The 20,051-nt window shown below is 70.8% G+C and carries 20 protein-coding genes; 16 read left to right on the plus strand and 4 right to left on the minus strand.

Annotated features, from left to right (window positions below):
- The first annotated feature begins 64 nt into the window (after window positions 1–64).
- The 10 genes from LWP59_RS40030 (at window position 65) to dnaB (ending at window position 7,766) form a co-directional block, all read left to right on the plus strand.
- Window positions 65–934 carry a hypothetical protein gene (locus LWP59_RS40030; protein WP_144641877.1) on the plus strand — a complete coding sequence of 290 codons (870 nt, stop codon included), beginning with the start codon at window positions 65–67 and terminating at the stop codon, window positions 932–934.
- Window positions 935–1,012: 78 nt separating this feature from the next.
- A complete protein-coding gene (rpsF, locus tag LWP59_RS40035) occupies window positions 1,013–1,336 on the plus strand; it encodes a 30S ribosomal protein S6 (protein WP_144641824.1) in 324 nt (107 codons plus the stop codon).
- Window positions 1,337–1,343: 7 nt separating this feature from the next.
- Window positions 1,344–1,838, plus strand: a complete 495-nt coding sequence (locus LWP59_RS40040) for a single-stranded DNA-binding protein (RefSeq protein ID WP_144641823.1) — start codon at window positions 1,344–1,346, stop codon at window positions 1,836–1,838.
- A 36-nt stretch (window positions 1,839–1,874) separates the two neighbouring features.
- On the plus strand, window positions 1,875–2,123 hold the full coding sequence (rpsR, locus tag LWP59_RS40045) for a 30S ribosomal protein S18 (RefSeq protein WP_144641822.1): 249 nt from the start codon (window positions 1,875–1,877) through the stop codon (window positions 2,121–2,123).
- Window positions 2,124–2,136: 13 nt separating this feature from the next.
- Window positions 2,137–2,595 carry a 50S ribosomal protein L9 gene (gene rplI / locus LWP59_RS40050; RefSeq protein ID WP_144641821.1) on the plus strand — a complete coding sequence of 153 codons (459 nt, stop codon included), beginning with the start codon at window positions 2,137–2,139 and terminating at the stop codon, window positions 2,593–2,595.
- Window positions 2,596–2,743: 148 nt separating this feature from the next.
- Window positions 2,744–3,154 (plus strand): hypothetical protein, encoded by a 411-nt coding sequence (locus LWP59_RS40055; RefSeq protein WP_144641820.1) that lies wholly within the window; start codon window positions 2,744–2,746, stop codon window positions 3,152–3,154.
- Window positions 3,151–3,762, plus strand: coding sequence for a DUF3558 domain-containing protein (locus LWP59_RS40060; RefSeq protein ID WP_144641819.1), 612 nt, complete (start codon window positions 3,151–3,153; stop codon window positions 3,760–3,762). The genes LWP59_RS40055 and LWP59_RS40060 overlap by 4 nt, the downstream gene beginning before the upstream one ends.
- 15 nt (window positions 3,763–3,777) lie before the next feature.
- Window positions 3,778–5,124, plus strand: coding sequence for a PPE domain-containing protein (locus LWP59_RS40065; protein ID WP_191334790.1), 1,347 nt, complete (start codon window positions 3,778–3,780; stop codon window positions 5,122–5,124).
- A gap of 1 nt (window position 5,125) precedes the next feature.
- Complete coding sequence (locus LWP59_RS40070) at window positions 5,126–5,908, plus strand: ESX secretion-associated protein EspG (RefSeq protein ID WP_144642910.1); 783 nt, start codon at window positions 5,126–5,128, stop codon at window positions 5,906–5,908.
- Between the two features lie 454 nt (window positions 5,909–6,362).
- The gene (gene dnaB, locus LWP59_RS40075) at window positions 6,363–7,766 is read left to right on the plus strand and encodes a replicative DNA helicase (RefSeq protein ID WP_144642909.1); all 1,404 of its coding nucleotides are present in this window, start codon (window positions 6,363–6,365) and stop codon (window positions 7,764–7,766) included.
- A 1-nt stretch (window position 7,767) separates the two neighbouring features.
- On the opposite strand, the gene LWP59_RS40080 is transcribed toward dnaB, so the two are convergent.
- Complete coding sequence (locus LWP59_RS40080; protein ID WP_144642908.1) at window positions 7,768–8,160, minus strand: hypothetical protein; 393 nt, start codon at window positions 8,158–8,160, stop codon at window positions 7,768–7,770.
- Window positions 8,161–8,286: 126 nt separating this feature from the next.
- Between LWP59_RS40080 and LWP59_RS40085 the strand changes: the two genes are divergently transcribed.
- The gene (locus tag LWP59_RS40085) at window positions 8,287–9,063 is read left to right on the plus strand and encodes a dioxygenase family protein (RefSeq protein ID WP_144642907.1); all 777 of its coding nucleotides are present in this window, start codon (window positions 8,287–8,289) and stop codon (window positions 9,061–9,063) included.
- Window positions 9,064–9,132: 69 nt separating this feature from the next.
- Here the strand turns inward: LWP59_RS40085 and LWP59_RS40090 are convergent, their stop codons facing one another.
- Together LWP59_RS40090 and LWP59_RS40095 are read right to left on the minus strand one after the other, a co-directional pair.
- Complete coding sequence (locus tag LWP59_RS40090; RefSeq protein WP_144642906.1) at window positions 9,133–12,141, minus strand: hypothetical protein; 3,009 nt, start codon at window positions 12,139–12,141, stop codon at window positions 9,133–9,135.
- A gap of 168 nt (window positions 12,142–12,309) precedes the next feature.
- Window positions 12,310–13,260, minus strand: coding sequence for a hypothetical protein (locus LWP59_RS40095; protein ID WP_144642905.1), 951 nt, complete (start codon window positions 13,258–13,260; stop codon window positions 12,310–12,312).
- Between the two features lie 385 nt (window positions 13,261–13,645).
- Between LWP59_RS40095 and LWP59_RS40100 the strand changes: the two genes are divergently transcribed.
- The 4 genes from LWP59_RS40100 to LWP59_RS40115 are packed head-to-tail and all read left to right on the plus strand — an operon-like array spanning window position 13,646 to window position 17,278.
- A complete protein-coding gene (locus tag LWP59_RS40100) occupies window positions 13,646–14,824 on the plus strand; it encodes an AI-2E family transporter (protein WP_229857364.1) in 1,179 nt (392 codons plus the stop codon).
- Window positions 14,821–15,966 carry a MacS family sensor histidine kinase gene (gene macS / locus LWP59_RS40105; RefSeq protein WP_144642904.1) on the plus strand — a complete coding sequence of 382 codons (1,146 nt, stop codon included), beginning with the start codon at window positions 14,821–14,823 and terminating at the stop codon, window positions 15,964–15,966. Before LWP59_RS40100 ends, macS begins: the two co-directional genes overlap by 4 nt.
- Complete coding sequence (locus tag LWP59_RS40110) at window positions 15,963–16,607, plus strand: response regulator (RefSeq protein WP_144642903.1); 645 nt, start codon at window positions 15,963–15,965, stop codon at window positions 16,605–16,607. Before macS ends, LWP59_RS40110 begins: the two co-directional genes overlap by 4 nt.
- Before the next feature lie 53 nt (window positions 16,608–16,660).
- Window positions 16,661–17,278: a DUF1707 SHOCT-like domain-containing protein gene (locus LWP59_RS40115; RefSeq protein WP_144642902.1), complete on the plus strand. Its 618-nt coding sequence runs from the start codon at window positions 16,661–16,663 to the stop codon at window positions 17,276–17,278.
- Here the strand turns inward: LWP59_RS40115 and ptsP are convergent.
- Entirely contained in the window at window positions 17,244–18,887 is a 1,644-nt protein-coding gene (gene ptsP / locus LWP59_RS40120) for a phosphoenolpyruvate--protein phosphotransferase (protein ID WP_144642901.1), read from the minus strand. The genes LWP59_RS40115 and ptsP overlap by 35 nt on opposite strands.
- Before the next feature lie 417 nt (window positions 18,888–19,304).
- Between ptsP and LWP59_RS40125 the strand changes: the two genes are divergently transcribed.
- Window positions 19,305–20,048 (plus strand): TetR/AcrR family transcriptional regulator, encoded by a 744-nt coding sequence (locus LWP59_RS40125; protein WP_144642900.1) that lies wholly within the window; start codon window positions 19,305–19,307, stop codon window positions 20,046–20,048.
- Window positions 20,049–20,051: the final 3 nt, after the last annotated feature.

The following is a 20,051-nucleotide window of genomic DNA, read 5'->3' on the forward strand; positions in this document are numbered from 1 at the left end:
TGGCCTGCTTTTCGTTGTCCCCGTGGATGACGCCTGCGACCACTGAGGAGAAGCACCCGTGCGGATGCCAACGCGGACCGACCTGACCAGGACGACGCGACGGATGCTCACCGCCGGCGCGCTCGCGGCGCTCTTCGGCGGAGCCCTGTTCACCGGCACCGCGTCCGCCAGCACCGTGCTCGCCCAGGGCTGCACGGGCAGCGTCGTCGGCAACATCGGCGACCAGATCGCCGTGCAGGGCAAGGACCTCGCGGACCTGGTGCGCACCGGGGCCAAGGAGCAGGAGGTCTTCCTCCACCTCAACGGCGTCGACCCGGACGGGCTCGCGGACACGATCACCAAGCAGGGCGCGCTCGCCGTCGGCGCGGTCCCCAACGCGGCCACCGGCACCATCACCGGGCAGAACGTCGCCGCCGCCGTGTCGCAGGCGCTGCAGAACGCGAGCGGGCTCGGGGTGACCTCGGACCAGAAGCAGAAGACGCTGAACTCGATCGGCACGAAGGTCGCCGGCAACTGCGGCATGACCACCTACGCGGGCAACTACTCGGCGGCCACCGCGCTGCCGTCCGGCGGTGCCGGCGGCACGATGCCGGTGCCGGGCGGCACGCTGCCCGGTACGACCCTGCCGGGCACCGGTACGGCGACCGCGCCGCCGCGCGACTACGGCAACATCCCCGCCGCGGTGCCCGGGATCGCCGTGTCCCCCGGTGCGCGCTACCCGGCGGGTGCGCCGATCGCCGGGCTGCCGAGCCCGGAGCTCCTCGGCGGCAACTCGGCCGGTCAGACCGACGTGCGCAACACCGGCAACGCCGACGCGCTGGCCGCCGAACCGTCGTCGAACACGGTGCAGCTGCCCATGCTGCTGGCTGTCGTCGCGCTCGCCGGCGTGAGCGCCGCGCTGGTCCGGACCTGGGTGCTGCGAAAACTGTCGTAGCGGCCGGTTACGCTTGTGGGGACAAACCCTCCTGCCACGGACAGTCCGTGGCCGCGAGCCCACAGGAGGTGAGTGGTTGTGTCACGCCATTACGAGGTAATGGTCATCCTCGATCCCACGCTCGACGAGCGCACGGTCGCCCCGACGCTGGACACGTTCCTCAACGTGATCCGCACGTCCGGCGGCAGTGTGGAGAAGGTCGACGTGTGGGGCCGGCGGCGGCTGTCCTACGAGATCAAGAAGCACGCCGAGGGCATCTACGCCCTGCTCGACGTGAACTCCGAGCCCGACGCGGTGAAGGAGCTCGACCGGCAGCTGTCCCTGCAGGAGAACATCCTGCGCACCAAGGTCGTGCGCAAGGTCGCTCCGCGCAAGGCCGCCAAGGTCGCGGCGAAGGCCTGAGGCGACCATGGCCGGAGACACCGTCATCACCGTGGTCGGCAACCTGACCGCCGACCCCGAGCTGCGCTTCACCCCGTCCGGAGCAGCGGTCGCGAACTTCACCGTGGCCTCCACCCCGCGCACCTTCGACCGCGCCAGCGGTGAATGGAAGGACGGCGAGGCGCTGTTCCTGCGCTGCAACATCTGGCGCCAGGCCGCGGAGAACGTGGCCGAGAGCCTGACCCGCGGCGCGCGCGTCGTGGTGCAGGGCCGGCTCAAGCAGCGGTCGTTCGAGACCAAGGAAGGCGAGAAGCGGACCGTCGTCGAGCTCGAGGTCGACGAGATCGGCCCCTCGCTGCGCTACGCCACCGCCAAGGTGAACAAGGTCAGCCGCGGCACCGGTGGTGGTGGCGGCGGTTACGGCGGCGGCAGCGGTAGCGGCGCGCCGGCGGACGACCCGTGGGGTTCGGCCCCGCCTGCCGGGGGCGGCGGCGGCGGTTTCGCGGACGAGCCCCCCTTCTAACCAACCACTCTTTCGGAATTACCAGGAGCACCCACCGTGGCCAAGCCACCCATTCGCAAGCCCAAGAAGAAGGTCTGTGTGTTCTGCAAGGCGGAGCAGAAGGGCCGCCCGGAGACCATCGACTACAAGGACACCAACCTGCTGCGGAAGTACATCTCCGACCGCGGCAAGATCCGTGCCCGCCGGGTGACCGGCAACTGCAGCCAGCATCAGCGTGACATCGCCATCGCGGTCAAGAACTCCCGCGAGATGGCGCTGCTGCCCTACACCTCGACCGCGCGCTAAGGGAGGCACGTCAATGGCGAAGATCATTCTGACCACCGACGTCGCCAACCTCGGTGGCCCCGGCGACATCGTCGAGGTCAAGGACGGTTACGCGCGCAACTACCTGCTCCCGCGGGGCTACGCCATCCAGGCGTCCAAGGGTGCGGAGAAGAACGTGCAGACCATCCGCCGCACCCAGGAGTCGCGCCGGATCCGGGACCTGGACCACGCCAAGGAGATCAAGAACGCCCTGGAGCAGCTCGGCACCGTCGAGCTGACCGCCAAGGCCGCCGAGGGCTCCAAGAAGCTGTTCGGTTCGGTGACCACCGGCGACATCGCCGCGGCGATCAAGGCCGCCGGCGGCCCGCTGCTGGACAAGCGCATCCTCGAGACCGACGGGCACATCAAGACCGTCGGCAAGCACCAGGTCACCGCCCGTCTGCACCCGAACGTGCAGGCCGCGGTGCGGCTCGAGATCAAGGCCGTTCAGTAAGTTTTCCCGGTAGCGAAAAGCCCCCTTTCGATGTCCGAAAGGGGGCTTTTCCCTTTCGCATACGGGAACCGGCGGGCCTGCGCTAGCATCCAAGTTGCTGATCTCGCACGGTGTGGGGACGCGGGACGTAGCGAAGGGGATTGCCGCCATGACGCAGCCAAACTCGGCCAACGCGCCAGTGGACACGCTGACCTCCGTACCACCGCCGGCCCCCATCCAGGTGGGCAGCAACGGCAGCCCCGGCGGCTACAAGTTCGACCCGGACCAGGTCCAGGGCGTCATCAACAAGTGGCAGACGCTGCTGGACGGCGTCAAGCAGGACATCCAGCAAGCCAACATCATCTCTGGCGTACGCGCGCCGGGGCAGGAGTTCGCGAGCGGCGATTTCATCCAGAAGGGCGCCGGCCCTTCCGGTGACACGCTGCTCCAGCAGCACGAACGCATGCGCACGTACATCGAGCAGTACATCCAGGCGTTGCAGCAGGCGAGCGGGAAGATCGCGCAGTCCGAAGACGACGCACGGCAGACGGCCGCGCAGCAGGGACGGGAAATCGTATGAGCAAGACCCGGGCCTTCCAGCTCGGCGCGGCCGCGCTGGTGGCCGCCGGTGTGCTGTCCGCGTGCTCCGGCGGCGGAGGCAGTGCGGGCAGCATCCCTCCCGCCACATCCGCTTCGAGCGCCGCTTCGTCGAGCAGCTCGGGTGGTGGCCTCGCGCCCTCGGTTGCCAACCCGCTGCCGACCGACGCGATCGTGGCGAACCCGTGCAGCGCGCTGTCCGCCGCTCAAGTGACCCAGATCGGGCTGACCGGCTCCGGTGACCTCTCCCACCACGATGTGGGCCCCACCTGCGAGTGGAAGTCCGCCACTTCTTCGCTGAACTCGGTGTACATCGCACCGGTGACGGCGGACAAGAACGGGCTGAGCGACGTCTACGCCACCCGGCAGAACGACAAGTACTTCGAGCCGACGACCGTCAGCGGCTACCCGGCTGTCTATGCGGGCGTCTCGGACCGCTCCGACGGCGACTGCTCGCTGTGGGTCGGCGTCACCGACCAGCTCACGATCAACGTGCAGGCCCAGATCGGCAGCGGTCCCAACAAGTCCAACCCGTGTCCGGTGGCCGAGCGTGTGGCCACGGCGATGGTGCAACATCTGCAGGGCTCATAGGAGGGGATGGGCGACATGGGTAATCCCGCGATGACGGGGATGACCATCGGCACCGTGATCATGCCCGGTGCCGGGACGGTCATCGGCGCGGCGACCGGTGGGCTGGTCGGGCTGTTCTCCGGGCCGGACGCGCAGCAGCAGTCCGCCAACGTCGGCGGCCGGACGATCGACGCGCGCCAGATCTGGGAGCAGATCCACGGCGGCAACTCCGACTCCCTGCACCAGGGTGCCTCGGCGGCCACCAGCCTCCAGTCCGTGCACGACGACCGCGCCGGCCAGATCGACGAGATCAACAAGGCCATGGACGCCGCCTGGCAGGGCGACGCCTCGATGCAGGTGCAGGCCGGGGCGCACCCGCTCGGGGTGTGGCTGCGCGACTCCGCCAGCAACCTGCAGAAGAGCGGCAGCTACCTGACCAGCCAGGGCGAGGCCTTCGACAGCGCGCACGGCAAGGTGCAGGAGATCGCCTCGACGCCGCCGCACGCCGGGTTCATGGACCACATGAACCCGTTCAGCGACAAAGACGACGAGATCAACAAGTACAACGAGCAGGGCCAGACGAACGTGCAGGCGTTCCAGGCCTATTACCAGGCCAGCGCGCAGAACGCGGCCGGGATGCCGCAGTACAGCGCCTGGCAGGGCAACAACTTCTCCGAGGGCAAGGACAAGAACGACCACAGCAAGGACCCGACCGACCACACGAGCACCCTGCCCACCCAACCCGGCGGCAACTACCCACCCGCCAACATCGGCACCCCTCCCGGTATCGGTAACGACGGGAAGCTTTCGCAGTACGGCACGCACCTGCCCGGCACGGGCGACGGGAACGGCAGCGGGAACGGCAGCGGCCAGGACGGCAATCAGACCGGCTACCCGGGCTTGGACGACCTCGGCACGAAGACGCCGAACTGGAACGACGGCACCACGGCCGCCGGGTACACCCCCAGCACATCGGGCACCGATCTCGGCAGCAGCAGTGGCTTCGGCCCCGCCGGCTCCGGTTACGGCGGGCTGGGCGGCGGCCTCGGCAGCGGATCCGGCTCGGGCTCCGGTGGGTCCGGCGCGGGCGGCGCCGGGGCGCTCGGCGGCTTCGGTCCCGGCGGTTCGGGTTCGCTGGGCGCAGGTGCCAGCACCGGCGCCGGCGGAGCCACGGGCGCGGGCGCGGGTCGCGGTGGGGTCGGCGCGGGTGCTGCCGGTGCGGCCGGCCGGTCCGGGACCTCCGGCATGGGCGGGATGGGCCGTGGTGGCCAGGGCAAGGGTGGCGACGACGACGAGCACCAGACGAAGTACCTGGTCAGCGAGGACCCCAACGAGCTGTTCGGCACCGACGAGCTCACGGCGCCACCGGTGATCGGCGAGTGAAGTGCTGACAACTCCGATCAAGCTCGCCACCCCGATCTTGCTCAACCTGATCCGGCGCCGGGGCGGCGAGCCGCATCCGACGCTGTCGAGCATGCCCACCTGGCACGACGAGGACGCTCAGCGCACCGTCGACCAGGAGGTCAACTCGCTGCTCACGCAGTACGGGCTGATGGGGGCGCGCGGGATGGACCGCGGCCTGCTCAACGCGATCGAGTCGATCTCGCGCCCGCAGGTCGAGTTCTACGGCTGGTTCGAGGGCCAGTTCCCCGGTGCGCCGGGGAACTTCGCCGTGCTCGCGGGCAGTGGCGCCGGTGGCGCGTTCGTGCTCGTGCGGGTCATCGGCGAGGAGTCGGTCATCCTCGCCCCGGAGCGGCCGGAAGAGCTGCTGTCCGGGTTCGTGAACCAGATCCCGGTGGCGCGGCCGGCGGCTGGCCAGCCACTGGTCACCACCAAGGCCGAGTTCCAGGCGGGCCGGGACGCGGTCGCCGACGGCGAGTACAGCGTGCTGCGCTCGGGCCGGGACGCGCCGCCGGCGCCTGCCAAGGAGATGAAGCGGATCATGGAAGCGCCCCGCACGGGTGCCGGCACGTTGTACGTCGCCGCGCGCACCCGCAGTGGCAGCAGGCGCCGATGTGAACGGCCGCTGAACTTCGTGGACACGGTGGAAGGCCGCTGGCTGATGGAGGAACGACCGGGCCGTGGTGACGCTCTGGTGGTCTTCACGCCCGCATCGCCGCAGGTCCTCGGCGAGCGGTTACGGAACGCACAGAGCGCACTCGGCTGACAGCGGGTCGCACCACTCACACAGCCCAACAGGCTGACGACCTACCCTCCGTAGTTTTCATCCACAGGTCCGTGCGTACCTTCGGGTTGCTCGTGGGTACGACACGCCGAGCGCAGGTACTGCCGCGACACGCCGAGGACTTTTCCGCAATGTTTTCCACAACTTGCCCACAGGGTTTGACCTGCAGATTTGCCTGACGGGGCAGTTTTTGTCCCCAGGTTGTACACAGCTTGCCCCGAGCTTGTGATTGGTTCAGCCCACCCTTCCACAGTTTGTCCACAGGGTGTCCCCAGTCGATCAACAGGCGAGTTTGCGTTGGTCCTTCCGGGCGATCTAGCGTGCGCCGCGAAGTGGTAGCGCGCAGTGCGCGACACGCCCGCCGAGAGGGCGGGCGACGGGCCGGAGATCCGGCATAATCGAACTGGTGTTCGCCTGACGAGGAGGTGTCCGCGCGGTGGCGCTGACGGACGACCGCGGTCCCGCCTACTCATCGGACCCGGGGCCGGAGGATCCCGGTTCCCGGCGAGGTGAGTTCGACCGGCAGCCGCCCCAGGACGTGGCGGCCGAGCAGTCGGTGCTGGGCGGCATGCTGCTGTCGAAGGACGCGATCGCGGACGTCGTCGAGGCGCTGCGCCCCGGTGACTTCTACCTGCCGAAGCACCAGGCGGTCTACGACTGCGTCCTCGACCTCTACGGCCGCGGCGAGCCGGCGGACCCGATCACCGTGTCGGCCGAGCTGGAGCGGCGCGGCGAGCTCGCGCGCGTCGGGGGCGCCCCGTACCTGCACACGCTGATCGCGACGGTGCCGACGGCGGCCAACGCCGGGTACTACGCCGAGATCGTCGCCGAGAAGGCGATCCTGCGGCGGCTGGTCGAGGCCGGCACCCGGATCGTGCAGTACGGCTACGGCGCGGCCAACGAGGGCGCCGAGATCAACGAGGTGGTCGACCGCGCGCAGGCCGCCATCTACGAGGTCACGGAGCGGCGGACCAGCGAGGACTACGTCGCGTTGGAGGAGCTGCTCCAGCCGACCATGGACGAGATCGACGCGATCGCGTCCCGCGGCGGCACCGCGCAGGGTGTGCCCACCGGGTTCATGGACCTCGACGAGGTGACCAACGGCCTGCACCCGGGTCAGATGATCATCGTCGCGGCCCGGCCAGGTGTCGGTAAGTCGACATTGGGGCTGGACTTCGCACGCTCCTGCTCGATCAAGCACGGCATGTCCAGCGTCATCTTCTCGCTGGAGATGAGCCGCATCGAGATCGTCATGCGCATGCTCTCGGCCGAGGCCCGCATCCGCCTCGCCGACATGCGTGGTGGCCGCATGTCCGACGACGACTGGACGCGGCTCGCCCGGCGGATGAGCGAGATCAGCGAGGCGCCGCTGTTCATCGACGACTCGCCGAACATGACCATGATGGAGATCCGCGCGAAGGCCCGGCGGCTCAAGCAGCGCAACGACCTCAAGCTCGTGGTCGTCGACTACATGCAGCTGATGACCTCGGGCAAGCGCGTCGAGTCGCGGCAGCAGGAGGTCTCGGAGTTCTCGCGGCAGCTGAAGCTGCTGGCCAAGGAGCTCGAGGTGCCGGTGGTCGCGATCAGCCAGCTGAACCGTGGTCCCGAGCAGCGCACGGACAAGCGGCCGATGCTGTCGGACCTGCGTGAGTCCGGCTCGCTGGAGCAGGACGCCGACATGGTGCTGCTGATCAACCGTCCCGACGCCTGGGAGCGGGACGACCCGCGCGCGGGCGAGGCGGACCTGATCCTGGCGAAGCACCGTGCGGGTCCCACCAGCACGATCGTCGTCGCGCACCAGCTGCACTACAGCCGGTTCGCCGACCTCGCGCAGGGCTGAGTCAGGGCACCGCGAGCCCGCAACGGCGCAGGCTTTCCTCGACGCGGAGCCGTTCGACCTCCCGCTCCACGCCGTCGGGCACGGTATCGAGCCAGTGCTGCTCGCCGACGGCGTGGCAGGCCTGCGCGAGCAACGTGTCGTAGGCCTGGTTCGTCGCGCGACGGCGCACCACCGGGGCGTTGTCGGGCAACCGTTCGAGCGCGCGGTGCACCCGGCGGAGATCCGCGGCGAGCCGTTCGATGGGCGGCCCGTCGGGCGGCGGCAGGCGGCGCCGGCGGAGGTACTCGCCTGCCGAGTCGATGAGCCGGGGCACCTTGGCGGACAGCCAGAACATGGCGGGCGGCACGATGCACACCGCCGCGTAGCCGAGCACGTTCCCGATGGGGACCGCCATGACTGAGGATAGGCGCCGCCGCCCCCGCCCTCGCCACACTTGACCGATCTCGCTCGCGCGGAATATCGCAGCCGCCCGCGGCGTAACACAGACTAGTTGTTGAACTTTCAAACGTAGGAGGCTGCGATGAGTGCGACCCCGGTGCTCTACCTGAGCCATGGCGCGCCGCCGCTCGCCGACGACACCACCTGGACCCGCCAGCTCGCGGACTGGTCGGCCGAGCTGCCCAGGCCGAAGGCGATCCTGGTCGTGTCGGCGCACTGGGAGGAAGCCCCGCTGACGCTGGGCGCCACCACGACCGTGCCGCTGGTCTACGACTTCTGGGGTTTCCCCCGGCACTACTACCAGGTGACCTACCCGGCACCCGGCGCGCCCGAACTCGCCGCGAAGGTGCGCAAGCTGCTGCACGGTCCGGGCACCCCGGTGCACGACGCGCCCGACCGCGGACTGGACCACGGCGCCTACGTGCCGCTCGTGGAGATGTACCCGGACGCGGACGTCCCGGTGCTGCAGCTGTCGATGCCCTCACTCGACCCGCGTGAGCTGTTCGAGCTGGGCCGGAAGCTCGAGCCGTTGCGCCACGAAGGCGTGCTGATCATGGGCAGCGGCTTCTTCACCCACAACCTGTCCGCGATGCAACAGGTCGACGGCACCGACGGCAGACCACCGCAGTGGTCCGCCGAGTTCGACCACTGGGGCGAGGAGATGCTGCGCACCGGAAACGTGGACGCGCTGCTGGACTTCCAGCGCAAGGCTCCCGCGGCCGCGCTCGCGCATCCGCGCATCGAGCACTTCGCGCCGCTGTTCGTCGCCCTCGGCGCCGGTGCCGGCGACGCCGAGCCCGAGACCGTGATCGACGGTTACTGGTACGGCCTCGCGAAGCGGTCGGTGCAGCTGGGCTGACCGCGGGCGCGGAAGCGGGCCCGGGAGCGTCGTTGCTCCCGGGCCCGCGTTCACTTCAGGCCGCGGAGATCAGCCCTGGATGTGCATCCCCTTGCCGCCGGCCAGGTCGGTGACCTTGGACAGCACGGCGGTCGGGTTGGCCTGGTCCAGGCTGGGCAGCGCGGGCAGCTGCCCGGTCGGCAGCTGGGCCTGCGGCAGCGCGCCACCGATGTTGGTCGGCAGCACGTCCGAACCGGTCAGCGCGCTCGCGCCGGGGGCCAGCGGCAGCTGCGGCAGCACCGCGGTCACCGCCTCCGCACCCGGCACCGACGACAGCGAGGGCGCCCCGCCGGCCACCGGCAGGACCTGCGCGATCTCGGTCAGGTCGGTCCGCTCGGACCGCTTCTGCACCGGCAGGCTCTTCAGCGACGGCAGCTTGGGCAGGTTCGTCGCCGACAGCTCCGAGGTGGTGACCGGCAGGTCGAACTGCGGCTCGTGGTTCGCCACCGCGATGTCCGTGACGTTGCTGGTGGTCGAGCTCACGACGGCGACCAGACCGGCCGGGATGTCGAAGACCTGCGCCACCACGCCGATCGGGACCTGCTTGTTCAGCCCCGACAGCGCCTGCTGCGGACCGGCGGTGGTGTCGGTGCCACCCACGGTGCCGACCGTGGTGTTGTCCGCGACCGCGTGTGCGACCCCACCGAGCGAAGCGGCGACGCCGAACACCTGGGCCACCGCGGCCACCGGCAGGTCGAAGATGTCGCCGGACAGCGCGCCACCGACACCGGAGGTGGTGATGTCGCCACCGGAGTTGGTCTCGGTGCTGTTGATCCCGGTGCCACGCGCGGTGCCGATCAGGCTGGCCGCGTCGCCGAACACCTGCGCGACGGGCATCAGCTGGGCGCTGACCACGTCACCGGCGATCGAACCGCCGTCGCCGTTGGTGGCCGAGTCGCCACCGGCGCTGGACGCGACGTCGTTGGTGGCGTCGCCGTGGGCCACGCCGCCCCAGACCGCGCCGAGGCCGAACACCGAAGCGGCGGCACCGGCAGGCACCTGCACGATGTTGCCGGCGATCGAGCCGCCCGCACCGGTCGCGGTGGCGTCGCCACCGGCCGTCGAGTCGGTCAGGTTGTCGCTCTCGCCGAACCCGTTGCCGATCCACGAGCCGCCGATGCCGTGCAGCTGCGCGGGCAGCGAGACCGGAACCTCGCCGAGGTTGCCGGCCAGGAAGCCTTCCTTGCCGTCGGCGTTGAGGTCGCCGCCCGCGGTCGACGTGGTGTCGGTCGTGGCGGTGCCGTGGCCCTGGCCGATCCAGGCGCCCCCGATGCCGAACGCCTGCACCGGCGCCGAGATCGGCGCCGCGATCAGGTTCGAGCTGCCGGCGCCGTGGTCGTCCTGGGTGTTGCCGCCGCCGCCCGCGGTGATGTCCTTGGTCTCGCCGGCGGTGCCGCTGCCCTGGCCGATCCACGAGCCGCCCACGCCGAAGACCTCGGCGGGCAGAGCCACCGGGACCTGCACGACGTTGCCGGAGCCGGACGACTCGTTGCCCTGGCTGCCGTTGTAGCCACCGGCGGTGACCTTCTTGTTCTCGGTCGCCGAACCGGACGCGTTGCCGATCCAGGAACCGCCGACGCCGAACACCTCGGCGGTGCCGGCAGGCTGCGCGTGGACGCTGTTGCCACCGAGGAAGCTGCCGTTGCCGTTGGTGTAGGTGCCGCCGCCCGACGTCGCGTCGACGTCGTTCTCGCAACCGGTCGCGTGCGCGTTGCCGATCCAGGTGCCGCCGACGCAGAACACCTCGGCGGGGATGGCGGCCGGCGCGTCGACGATGTTGCCCGACCCGGCCGCACCGCGGCCCGCGGTCGAGGAGAAGCCGCCGGCGGTCGCGCTGGTGCCGATGACGTTCGCGGCGCGCTCGACCTCCGTGCCCGCGGCCGAGTTGCCGATCCAGGCCGCGGCGTTGCCGACGACCGTGGCGGGCACGGCGCCCTGCGGCTGCACGATGTTGCCGGCGAGGAACGAGTCGTCGCCGTGGGTCTGGATGTAGCTCGGGATGCCGTGCAGGCCCGGAGTGGTGTCCCCGGCGGTCGCGTCCGAGGTTTCGCTGCCGGTTGCGTCGGCGTCGCCGCCCCAGGAGACGGCGTTGTTCGAGGCCTTCACCGGAAGGGCGACCGGCACGGCGGCCACGTTGCCGGTGCCCGCACCCTTCGACCCCTCGGTGACGATCCAGCCGCCGGAGGTGGCGTCGCTGTTGCCGTCGAAGTCGGTCTCGGCGTGGCCGAGGAACCAGCCGAGCGCGTTGCCCGAAACCTGCACCGGGGTGGCGCCCTGCGGGCTGACCACGTTGCCGGCCACGCCGCCGTTCGTGCCATCGGTCTGGACGTCACCGGTGGTGGCCGCGGACTGCGCCGCACTGCCGGCGGTCTTGCCGCTGCCGACGAGGCCGAGCGCGTTGCCCGAGATCTGCACCGGCAGGGCCCAGTCGAGGTTCACCACGTTGCCGGCGAAGCCGCCGCCCGCACCGTTGGTGTGCACGTCGGTGTTGTGCCCGTAGGTCTGCGTCTCGTCGGAGTCGACGGTCGCGTTGCCCAGCACACCCACCGCGTTGCCGGTGATCTGGATCGGCAGCGCGAGGTTGCCGACCACCTTGTTGCCCATGAAGGGGTCACCGGTCGACTCGACGGTCGACTCGCTGACCTGGTCGGCGCGCTTGCCGGCGGCGTGGCCGAGCGACTGGCCGATCGTGCTGGCCGCACCGGTGACCTTGGCGGTGGCACCGTTCGCCGCGCTGATCGCGGGGGCCGCCGACTTGAACGCCTCGGTCTTGCTCACCGGGGCGAGCGCGCCGTTGAGCTTGTCGGTGACCGGCTTGGTGCTGATCTCCTTGTGCACATCCGGCAGGTTGACCTGCTTGCCGAGCGACCCGACCGCGTTCTTCGAGATGTCGACCGGAATGCTCGCGTTGACGTCCAGTGGCCCGGCCGGAGCGTCCGGGTTGACGTTCTCGTCGGCAGACGCGATGCCAGTACCCAGCATCAGCAGGCCACCCGTGACCAGCGCGGTTTGAATTCCACGCTTTGCCCAGGTCTGCATTGAGAATTTCTCCTTTTCCTTGGGTTCCCTTGCGGGGCTTGTGGGGTGGGTGAAGTCACCCGGGTTCGCGAAAAGAGGTTCGCGAGGACAAGCGGGGGTGCAGGGAACGCGCAGCCGGGCGGAAGAAGGCACGGCGAACAGGGCGCGTCCAGCTACCCCGTGCGCAGATCAGTCAGGCGTGACGCCGGGCTGCGAGCCCGGCTGGACCGGCGTGTGCCGGATGCCGAAGCGCACGGCACGCAGGCCGTGGGCGTCGACGACGGTCAGCGCATTGGCGGGAACGCCGAGAAGCGGACCGTCGACATGGCCACCGGCGACCGAACCGCCGGGGACGAAGGGGACCCCGGACGGGACCAGCGGGCCACGCGTCGGGGCGAACGGGAACCTGTCGGACTGCGCGCCGTGCCGGCGAGCGCCCGAGTCGTCCCGGAGATCGGGGTGTGCCGCGGCAGCGTGCCCGGAGGGCAGCGCGGCGGCGATCGGGCCCATCGGCCCGGCCGGCGCCGGGGCCACCGGGGCGAGCTCGACCGGCGGTGCGGCCGGGGCGCCCTTGGCACCGCTGTGCGAGCCGGTCAGCGCGGGCAGCTTGACCAGCCCGCTGCGCGACGGGTGCAGGAAGTTCAGGAAGTCCTGCGGCGGAGTCAGTGCCTGGCCGATCACCCGCGGCGCGTCCTGCGGCTCGCGGGTGATCTGCTCCGCGGAGCCGAGGATGCGGTGCGCCGGGTGGACGACCGCTGTCCGGCCGAACTCGTGCACGGCACCCGTGACGTCGTCCGCGGCCTGCTGACCGCGGGCGATGCTCTCGGGGGACTGGGCGCCGGTGCCGTAGCGGGCGGCGGCGCCTGCCGCGTCGCCCGCGAACTGCGCGCTGCCGAGCAGGACGTCGTCACTCCCGCCGAGCACGGCGTCGGTGACCGGGGTGGCCTGCTCGTCCTGCTGGACGGCGATGCCGTCCTGGGGGAGGGCGGGGGGCGCGGTCTCGGCGGAGGCGCTGGCGGTGGTGATCGCCCAGGCGGCGGCGGTGCCGGCGACGGCGCCACCCACCACGAGCAGAGCGCGCGCGAGCCAGCGACCGGCACGTGCTGTGCCTCGCTGTGCGGCCGCGTTCTGCTGCTTCACCGTTCTCCTGCCGAGGATTTCGCCGTTCCCGAACCTATTTCGAATAGAGTTCGCATTGATACGGAACGGGCTTGTACGGACGAGATAACCAAAACTCGGGACCGCCGCGCATCCTGGACACGCCTTGATCGCTCGATCGTGTGAAGAACACGGGGTGTGGTCCGATCTGACCCACGATGATCCAACTGGGCCGGGACCGGCGGAACGGCCCGTCCGCGACAGCGTTCCTGAACAGGCAGTTCCCGTGCTGAAATCCACTCAGCCGGGTGCCGCCGGGCGCGAGGACGCTCACGCGGTCGGCTGCGAAAACGCTTTCAACCGCTTCCCATCGGATGTTCCTCGAAGACCGCCACGTCCGAAACGTCCCGCTCGCTAGGGTGAGCGCGTGACGAACCGCCACGCGCCCGAGTTCCTGGGCGAGGACGCCCGCAGCACCGCCGCCGTACCCAGGGGACTGCGGGTCGCCGCCGCGTTCGCCTGGCGCTTCCTGCTGGTGACCGCGGCGCTCTACGTGATCATGTGGCTCGTCGGGCGGCTGTCGGTCGTGGTCATCCCCGTCTCGATCGCCCTGCTGCTGGCCGCGCTGCTCGCGCCTGCCGTCGCGCACCTGGTGAACATCAGGGTGCCGCGTGGGCTCGCGACCGCGATCGTGCTGATCGCCGGGCTGGCCGTGCTGGGCGGGCTGCTGACGTTCGTCGTCATCCAGTTCACCGACGGGCTGCCGCAGCTGCAGAAGCAGCTGAACAACAGCCTCTCGCAGGTCCGCGACTGGCTGATCAACGACCTGCACCTGCGCCAGGAGCAGATCCAGCAGTTCATCGACAACTCGATCAGCTTCCTGCAGAACAACCAGGCCGCGATCACGACGAACGCGCTGACCACCGCGAGCACCGTCGGCGAGATCCTCACCGGGTTCCTGCTGACCCTGTTCGTGACGATCTTCTTCCTCGCCGGCGGCGACCGGATCTGGCACTTCCTGATGTTCGGCGTCCCGCACCACGTGCGCGACCGGGTCGACGTCGCCGGCCGTCGCGGCTTCGCGTCGCTGGTCGCCTACGTGCGCGCCACGGCCGCGGTCGCCGTGGTGGACGCGGTCGGCATCGGCATCGGGCTGTGGATCGTGCGGGTGCCGCTGGTGGTCCCGCTCGCCACGCTGGTGTTCCTGAGCGCGTTCGTGCCGATCCTCGGCGCGGTGCTGGCCGGGGCGGTCGCGGTGATGGTCGCGCTGGTGACCAACGGGTTCGTCACCGCGCTGATCGTGCTGGGCATCGTGATCCTGGTGATGCAGCTGGAGAGCCACATCCTGCAGCCGCTGCTGCTGGGCCGTGCGGTCAGGCTGCACCCGCTCGCCGTGGTGCTCTCGATCGCCACCGGCCTCGTCGTCGCCGGGATCGCCGGTGCGCTGCTCGCGGTGCCGCTGCTGGCCGTGCTCAACTCCGGTATCCGCTCCCTGCTGCACGAGACCGACCCGCATCCGGAGGAGGTGGACGTGCTGCACGACCAGGAGGCGGCCGCGCCGAACGACGATCCGGCCGAGGCCGCGGACCAGCCCGGACAGTCGTGAGACAGCGGTTCGGCCCGACGGCGGTCGAGCCCGCCACGCCGTTGTGGTGGGGCGCGATCGGGCTGCGGGTGCTGACCTGGCTGTTCGCGCTCGGCGCGGTGGTCGTGCACGACGACGACTACCGGCGTCCCGGCCTGGCGTGGGTCGTGCTCGGCGCGATGGCCGTGTGGACGATCCTGACCAGCCTCGTCTACTCGCGGGAGGCACTGCGCTGGCGGTGGCACTGGTTCGTGGTGCTGGACGTCGCGGTCGTGTGCGGGCTGATGCTGACCTCGCCGCTGATCCTGAGCCCGGCGCAGCTGGCCGGGGTGGACCCGCTCATCACCACGGTGTGGGTCGCGGGCGTACCGGTGGCCGCGGGCACCCGCTTCGGCGGCTACGGCGGGATGGCCGCGGGTCTGGTCCTCGGCGCCGGGACGGCGGTGGCGCGGCAGGCGTTCACCCTCGATGTCGCCCGGGACGGGGTGCTGCTGGTGGCGACCGGGCTGCTGATCGGCATGAGCGCGACGACCGCGCGCAGGTCCGCGGCGGCGCTCGCCGAGGCGTGGCGCAAGGAGGTCGCGACCGCCGAACGGGAACGGCTCGCCCGCTCGATCCACGACAGCGTGCTGCAGGTGCTGGCGCGGGTGCGCCGTCGCGGCGCCGAGGTCGGCGGCGAGGCGGCCGAACTGGCCGAGCTCGCCGGTGAGCAGGAGATCGCACTGCGGGCGCTGGTGACCACCGAGCCGACCAGCACCAGCGCCGGGGAGAGCGACCTGCGAGGGGCGTTGCAGCTGCTCGCGACGTCGAAGGTGCAGATCGCAGCGCCCGCCGGGGACGTGCTGCTGCCCGCCGACGTGACGGCTGAACTGGTCGCCGTCGTCCGCGAAGCCTTGTCCAATGTGGACAAGCACGCGCCGGGCGCGCGGGCCTGGGTGCTGCTGGAGCACCTCGCCACGGAGATCGTGATCACCGTCCGGGACGACGGGCCCGGCATCCCCGAAGGCCGGCTCGAAGCGGCGGAGGCGGACGGGCACCTCGGCGTCGCCCGGTCCATCCGCGCCCGGGTACTTGAGCTGGGTGGGACCATCTCCCTGGAGACAGCTCCGGATCGCGGGACCGAATGGGAGGTTCGGGTGCCGAAGGCGGGGAAGAAGCGATGATCTCGGTCATGGTGGTGGACGACCACCCGATCTGGCGCGACGGCGTGGCACGGGACCTGAGCGAGAACGGGTTCGACGTGCGGGCCACCGCGCCCGACGGTGTCGCGGCCGTCCGGATCGCCAACACCGTGCGCCCCGACGTGGTGCTGATGGACATCAACCTGGGCGAGACCTCGGGCGTGGACGCGACCCGCGAGATCACCATGGCCCTGCCCGAGACTCGCGTGCTGGTGCTGTCGGCGAGCGGCGAGCACAGCGACGTGCTCGAAGCGGTCAAGGCGGGCGCGTCCGGGTACCTCGTGAAGTCGGCGTCGGCCCGGGAGCTCGTCGAGGCCGTGCACAAGACGGCTCAGGGTGACCCGGTGTTCACCGCGGGCCTGGCCGGGCTCGTGCTCGGGGAGTACCGGCGGATGGCCGACGCGCCCGCCGGCGGAGCGCCGCCGCCACGGCTGACCGAGCGCGAGACCGACGTACTGCGCCTGGTCGCGAAGGGGCTCACGTCCCGGCAGATCGCCGAACGGCTGGTGCTGTCGCACCGGACCGTGGAGAACCACGTGCAGTCGACGCTGCGCAAGCTCCAGCTGCACAACCGGGTCGAGCTCGCGCGTTACGCCATCGAGCACGGTCTGGACAAGGAGTAAGTCCGGGTTTTTCCCGGATCCGCACCCTGATTCGCCGCCTTACGCTTTCCCGCATGGGCGAAGACACCGAGACGACACTGGACCCGCGCGACCTCCGGGTCTCGGATGAGGAGCGCGAGCACGTCGTCGGGGTTCTGCAGAAGGCCATCGGCCGCGGCATGATCGATCTCGACGAGTTCACCGAGCGCACCGACATCGCGCTCGCCGCCCGTACGCGCGGTGAGCTGAACGCGGTGCTGGTGGACATCCCCGGCCTGGTGAACCGGGACATGGGCGCGCCACAGCCGATGACCACGCCGCTGATGTCCTCGGACCGGCGGCTCGTGCTGTCCGCGAAGTACTCCTCGCTGGTCCGCCGCGGGCACTGGCTGGTGCCGCCCGAGGTGGTCGTGCAGAACAAGTACGGCTCGACGAAGCTGGACTTCAGCGAGGCCCAGGTGTCGAGCCCGACCGTGCACGTCGAGCTGGACAGCAAGTGGGGCTCGGTCGAGGTGATCATCCCCGAGCACGCGTCGGTGGACCTCAACGCGATCAACGAGATCAAGTACGGCTCGCTGGAGGACAAGACCGGGTCCGACGGCAGGCCCGGCACGCCCCGGCTGGTGTTCTCCGGGCGCGTGCACGGCGGCTCGCTGACTATCCGGCATCCGCGTCGCGGGCTCTTCTCCTAGCCTCGGCGGGGTCGGCCGCGCCCAGCGCCCGCGCCGCGATCGCTTCGCACTGCGCCAGGGTCACCGCCGCGAGACTCGCGCCGACGGCCCGGACCGCGGGCGCGTTCATCGAAAGACTGGTCACACCCAGACCGGTCAGCACGCGCGCGAGCAGCGGGTCCGCCGCCGCCTCACCGCATACGCCCGCGGGCTTGCCGGTCGCCTTCGCCGCTTCGCCGACCAGCGCAATCAGCCGCAGCAGGGCGGGCTGCCACGGATCGTTGAGCGTGGCGACCGCGCCGAGCTGCCGGTCCGCCGCGAAGGTGTACTGCGCGAGGTCGTTCGTGCCGAGCGACACGAAGTCCACCGCGGCCAGGATCTCCTTGGCGGACAACGCCGCCGCCGGGATCTCGATCATCACCCCGGCGCGGGCGATGCCGGCGCCGCGCACGCGCTCGGCGAACCAGGCGGCCTCGGCCGCCGTCGCCACCATCGGCGCCATCACCGACACCTCGGCGCCGGAGTCCTGCGCCGCACCGGCGATCGCCTCGAGCTGGCGGTCCAGCACCTCGGGCCGGTCGAACGCGACCCGCAGGCCGCGCACCCCGAGCGCCGGGTTGGGCTCGGCCTCCGGGGAGAGGAACGCGAGCGGCTTGTCGGCACCGGCGTCGAGCGTGCGCACGACAACGGGTTTTCCGGCGAACGGGGCGAGCACGGCCGCGTAGGCGGCCCGCTGCTCGGCGACGGACGGCTCGGCCTCGGCGTCGAGGTAACAGAACTCGGTGCGGAAGAGGCCGACGCCTTCCGCACCCGCGTCGGCCGCGGCCCGGGCGTCGGCCGGCGAGCCGACGTTGCCGAGCACCTTGACCCGGTGACCGTCCGAAGTGGTCCCCGTGCCGTCCCACTCGACGGGTCCACTCGCGACTGCCGTCAGCACGGATGCGCCCGCGTCGGCGACCTCGACGACACCCGTGTCACCGTCGACCAGCAACGCGGTCGCGTCGAGCGCCAGCAGGCCCCGGACCGCGACGACCGCCGGAATTCCCAGCGCACGCGCGAGGATCGCCGTGTGACTGGTCGGACCACCCTCCTCGGTCGCGAGCGCGAGCACCTTGGCCGGATCCAGGCCCGCGGTGTCCGCAGGGGCAAGATCGCGGGCCACTAGGACACTCGGTGACGACAGTTCGGGCACACCGGGAGGTTCGACGCCGAGCAACTCGGCGACCACCCGGTCGCGCACGTCTTCGACGTCACGAACGCGCTCGGCGAGGTAACCCCCGGCCGCGGCGAGGGTCTTCGCGAATCCGTTGGCGGACTCGTAGACCGCGCGCGGGGCGGGCAGGCCTTCGGCGACCACGAGCCGCTCCGCCTCGCTGACCAGCGCGGGGTCACCGGCCATCGCGGCGGTGGTGAGCAGGATCGTCGCGGCCTCACCGGATGCGGTCTCGGAAAGCGCTTCCAGCCGCGCCGCGACAGCCTGTGCCGCCGGCGCGACGCGAGCGGCCTCCGCCTGCGGGTCTTCCGGCTCGGGCGTGCTCGCGGGCTCGCCGAGCGGTTCGGCGACACGGACGACGGGGCCGCGCGCGCGGCCCGGACTCACGGCGACTCCGGACAGCCTGGTTTCCGACATGGTCTAGACCATACCCTTTCCCCGACCTCGGCGGACAGTTCGATGATCGACCGGTTCCACCTCGTCGGCCACTCGGCGGCACAGCTGGAAATCTAGTGCCGGAAAGCACCCTGTAGACGGGCGGCCCGGTGGCCCGTTGGCAAATGTGAAGAAGTTTGTAACTTCTGCCCCCATCAATGCGACACTAGGGTGAGCGTCCGGTCCGGTCACCCGAATGGGGTAATTCGAGTGTCCGGCCGTCCCGCCGGCACCACACCGGACTCTCCTGAGCTGTCCGACCCCCGGCCCCGCCGGAGGACGGGCATCGGGTCGCCGGTACCGATCGCGTAGCCCCCCGAGCGATCGGTACCGGCGGCGCCCGAGGTTTTCCTCACGCGTTCCGTACGAACCGGGCGCACCGACTTCTAGAATGCGGGAATGGACAAGCCGACGCGCCGGGGCCGCGTGCGCGTGGCAACCGACCAGGACATCCGGCGGACCGCCCGCACGCTGCTCGTCGAGCGCGGACCGGAGGCCGTGACGCTGCGGGCGATCGCACGGGAGCTCGGCATCACCGCACCCGCCTTGTACCGGTACTACGGTTCGCGCGACGACCTGATCGGGCACCTGCGGCTGGACGTGATCGCCGACCTCGCGGCCGAGCTGCGCGAGGAGGTCGGTGCGCTCACCGACGACGGCGCGGTGCAGCTGTTCGCCATCTGCCGCGGGTTCCGCCGCTGGGCGCTCACCCACACCAAGGAGTTCACGCTGGTCTTCGCCTCGCCCACCGGCGAGGTCGGCTCCGCTGCCGGCAGCGTCGCGACGCTGCACCGGGCCAGCGAGCCGTTCGGGCGCATCTTCCTCATCGCCGCCGGGCGGATCCTCGCCACCCACCAGCTCACGATCCCGCCCGCGGAGGCGGTGCCATCCGAGCTGCGCGACGACCTCACCGCGTTCCAGGACGAACTACTGTCGGTGCTGCGCGAGTCGGGCGCGGAGTTCCCGCCGGACAAGCTCGACCTCGGCACGACGTACGTGATGATCCAGTTCTGGGCGCGCCTCTACGGGCACATCACGCTCGAGGTGTTCGGGAACTACCCGATCCCGATGTCCAAGCCGGACGCCGTGTTCGACGCCCTCCTGACCGACCTCGCACACGAGATCGGCCTGGAGAGCGCCTGACGG

The sequence above is a fragment of the Amycolatopsis acidiphila genome (assembly GCF_021391495.1).
GTDB lineage: Bacteria > Actinomycetota > Actinomycetes > Mycobacteriales > Pseudonocardiaceae > Amycolatopsis_E > Amycolatopsis_E acidiphila.

What these genes read in the sequence shown, in the direction of transcription:
- LWP59_RS40065 (WP_191334790.1), top strand. Translation starts at nt 3,778, where the DNA reads ATGGGTAATCCCGCGATGACGGGGATGACCATCGGCACCGTGATCATG.
- ptsP (WP_144642901.1), bottom strand. Translation starts at nt 18,887, where the DNA reads ATGTCGGAAACCAGGCTGTCCGGAGTCGCCGTGAGTCCGGGCCGCGCG.
- LWP59_RS40060 (WP_144641819.1), top strand. Translation starts at nt 3,151, where the DNA reads ATGAGCAAGACCCGGGCCTTCCAGCTCGGCGCGGCCGCGCTGGTGGCC.
- LWP59_RS40085 (WP_144642907.1), top strand. Translation starts at nt 8,287, where the DNA reads ATGAGTGCGACCCCGGTGCTCTACCTGAGCCATGGCGCGCCGCCGCTC.
- LWP59_RS40115 (WP_144642902.1), top strand. Translation starts at nt 16,661, where the DNA reads ATGGGCGAAGACACCGAGACGACACTGGACCCGCGCGACCTCCGGGTC.
- LWP59_RS40110 (WP_144642903.1), top strand. Translation starts at nt 15,963, where the DNA reads ATGATCTCGGTCATGGTGGTGGACGACCACCCGATCTGGCGCGACGGC.
- LWP59_RS40125 (WP_144642900.1), top strand. Translation starts at nt 19,305, where the DNA reads ATGGACAAGCCGACGCGCCGGGGCCGCGTGCGCGTGGCAACCGACCAG.
- LWP59_RS40030 (WP_144641877.1), top strand. Translation starts at nt 65, where the DNA reads ATGCCAACGCGGACCGACCTGACCAGGACGACGCGACGGATGCTCACC.
- LWP59_RS40055 (WP_144641820.1), top strand. Translation starts at nt 2,744, where the DNA reads ATGACGCAGCCAAACTCGGCCAACGCGCCAGTGGACACGCTGACCTCC.
- LWP59_RS40040 (WP_144641823.1), top strand. Translation starts at nt 1,344, where the DNA reads ATGGCCGGAGACACCGTCATCACCGTGGTCGGCAACCTGACCGCCGAC.
- LWP59_RS40080 (WP_144642908.1), bottom strand. Translation starts at nt 8,160, where the DNA reads ATGGCGGTCCCCATCGGGAACGTGCTCGGCTACGCGGCGGTGTGCATC.
- LWP59_RS40090 (WP_144642906.1), bottom strand. Translation starts at nt 12,141, where the DNA reads ATGCAGACCTGGGCAAAGCGTGGAATTCAAACCGCGCTGGTCACGGGT.
- rplI (WP_144641821.1), top strand. Translation starts at nt 2,137, where the DNA reads ATGGCGAAGATCATTCTGACCACCGACGTCGCCAACCTCGGTGGCCCC.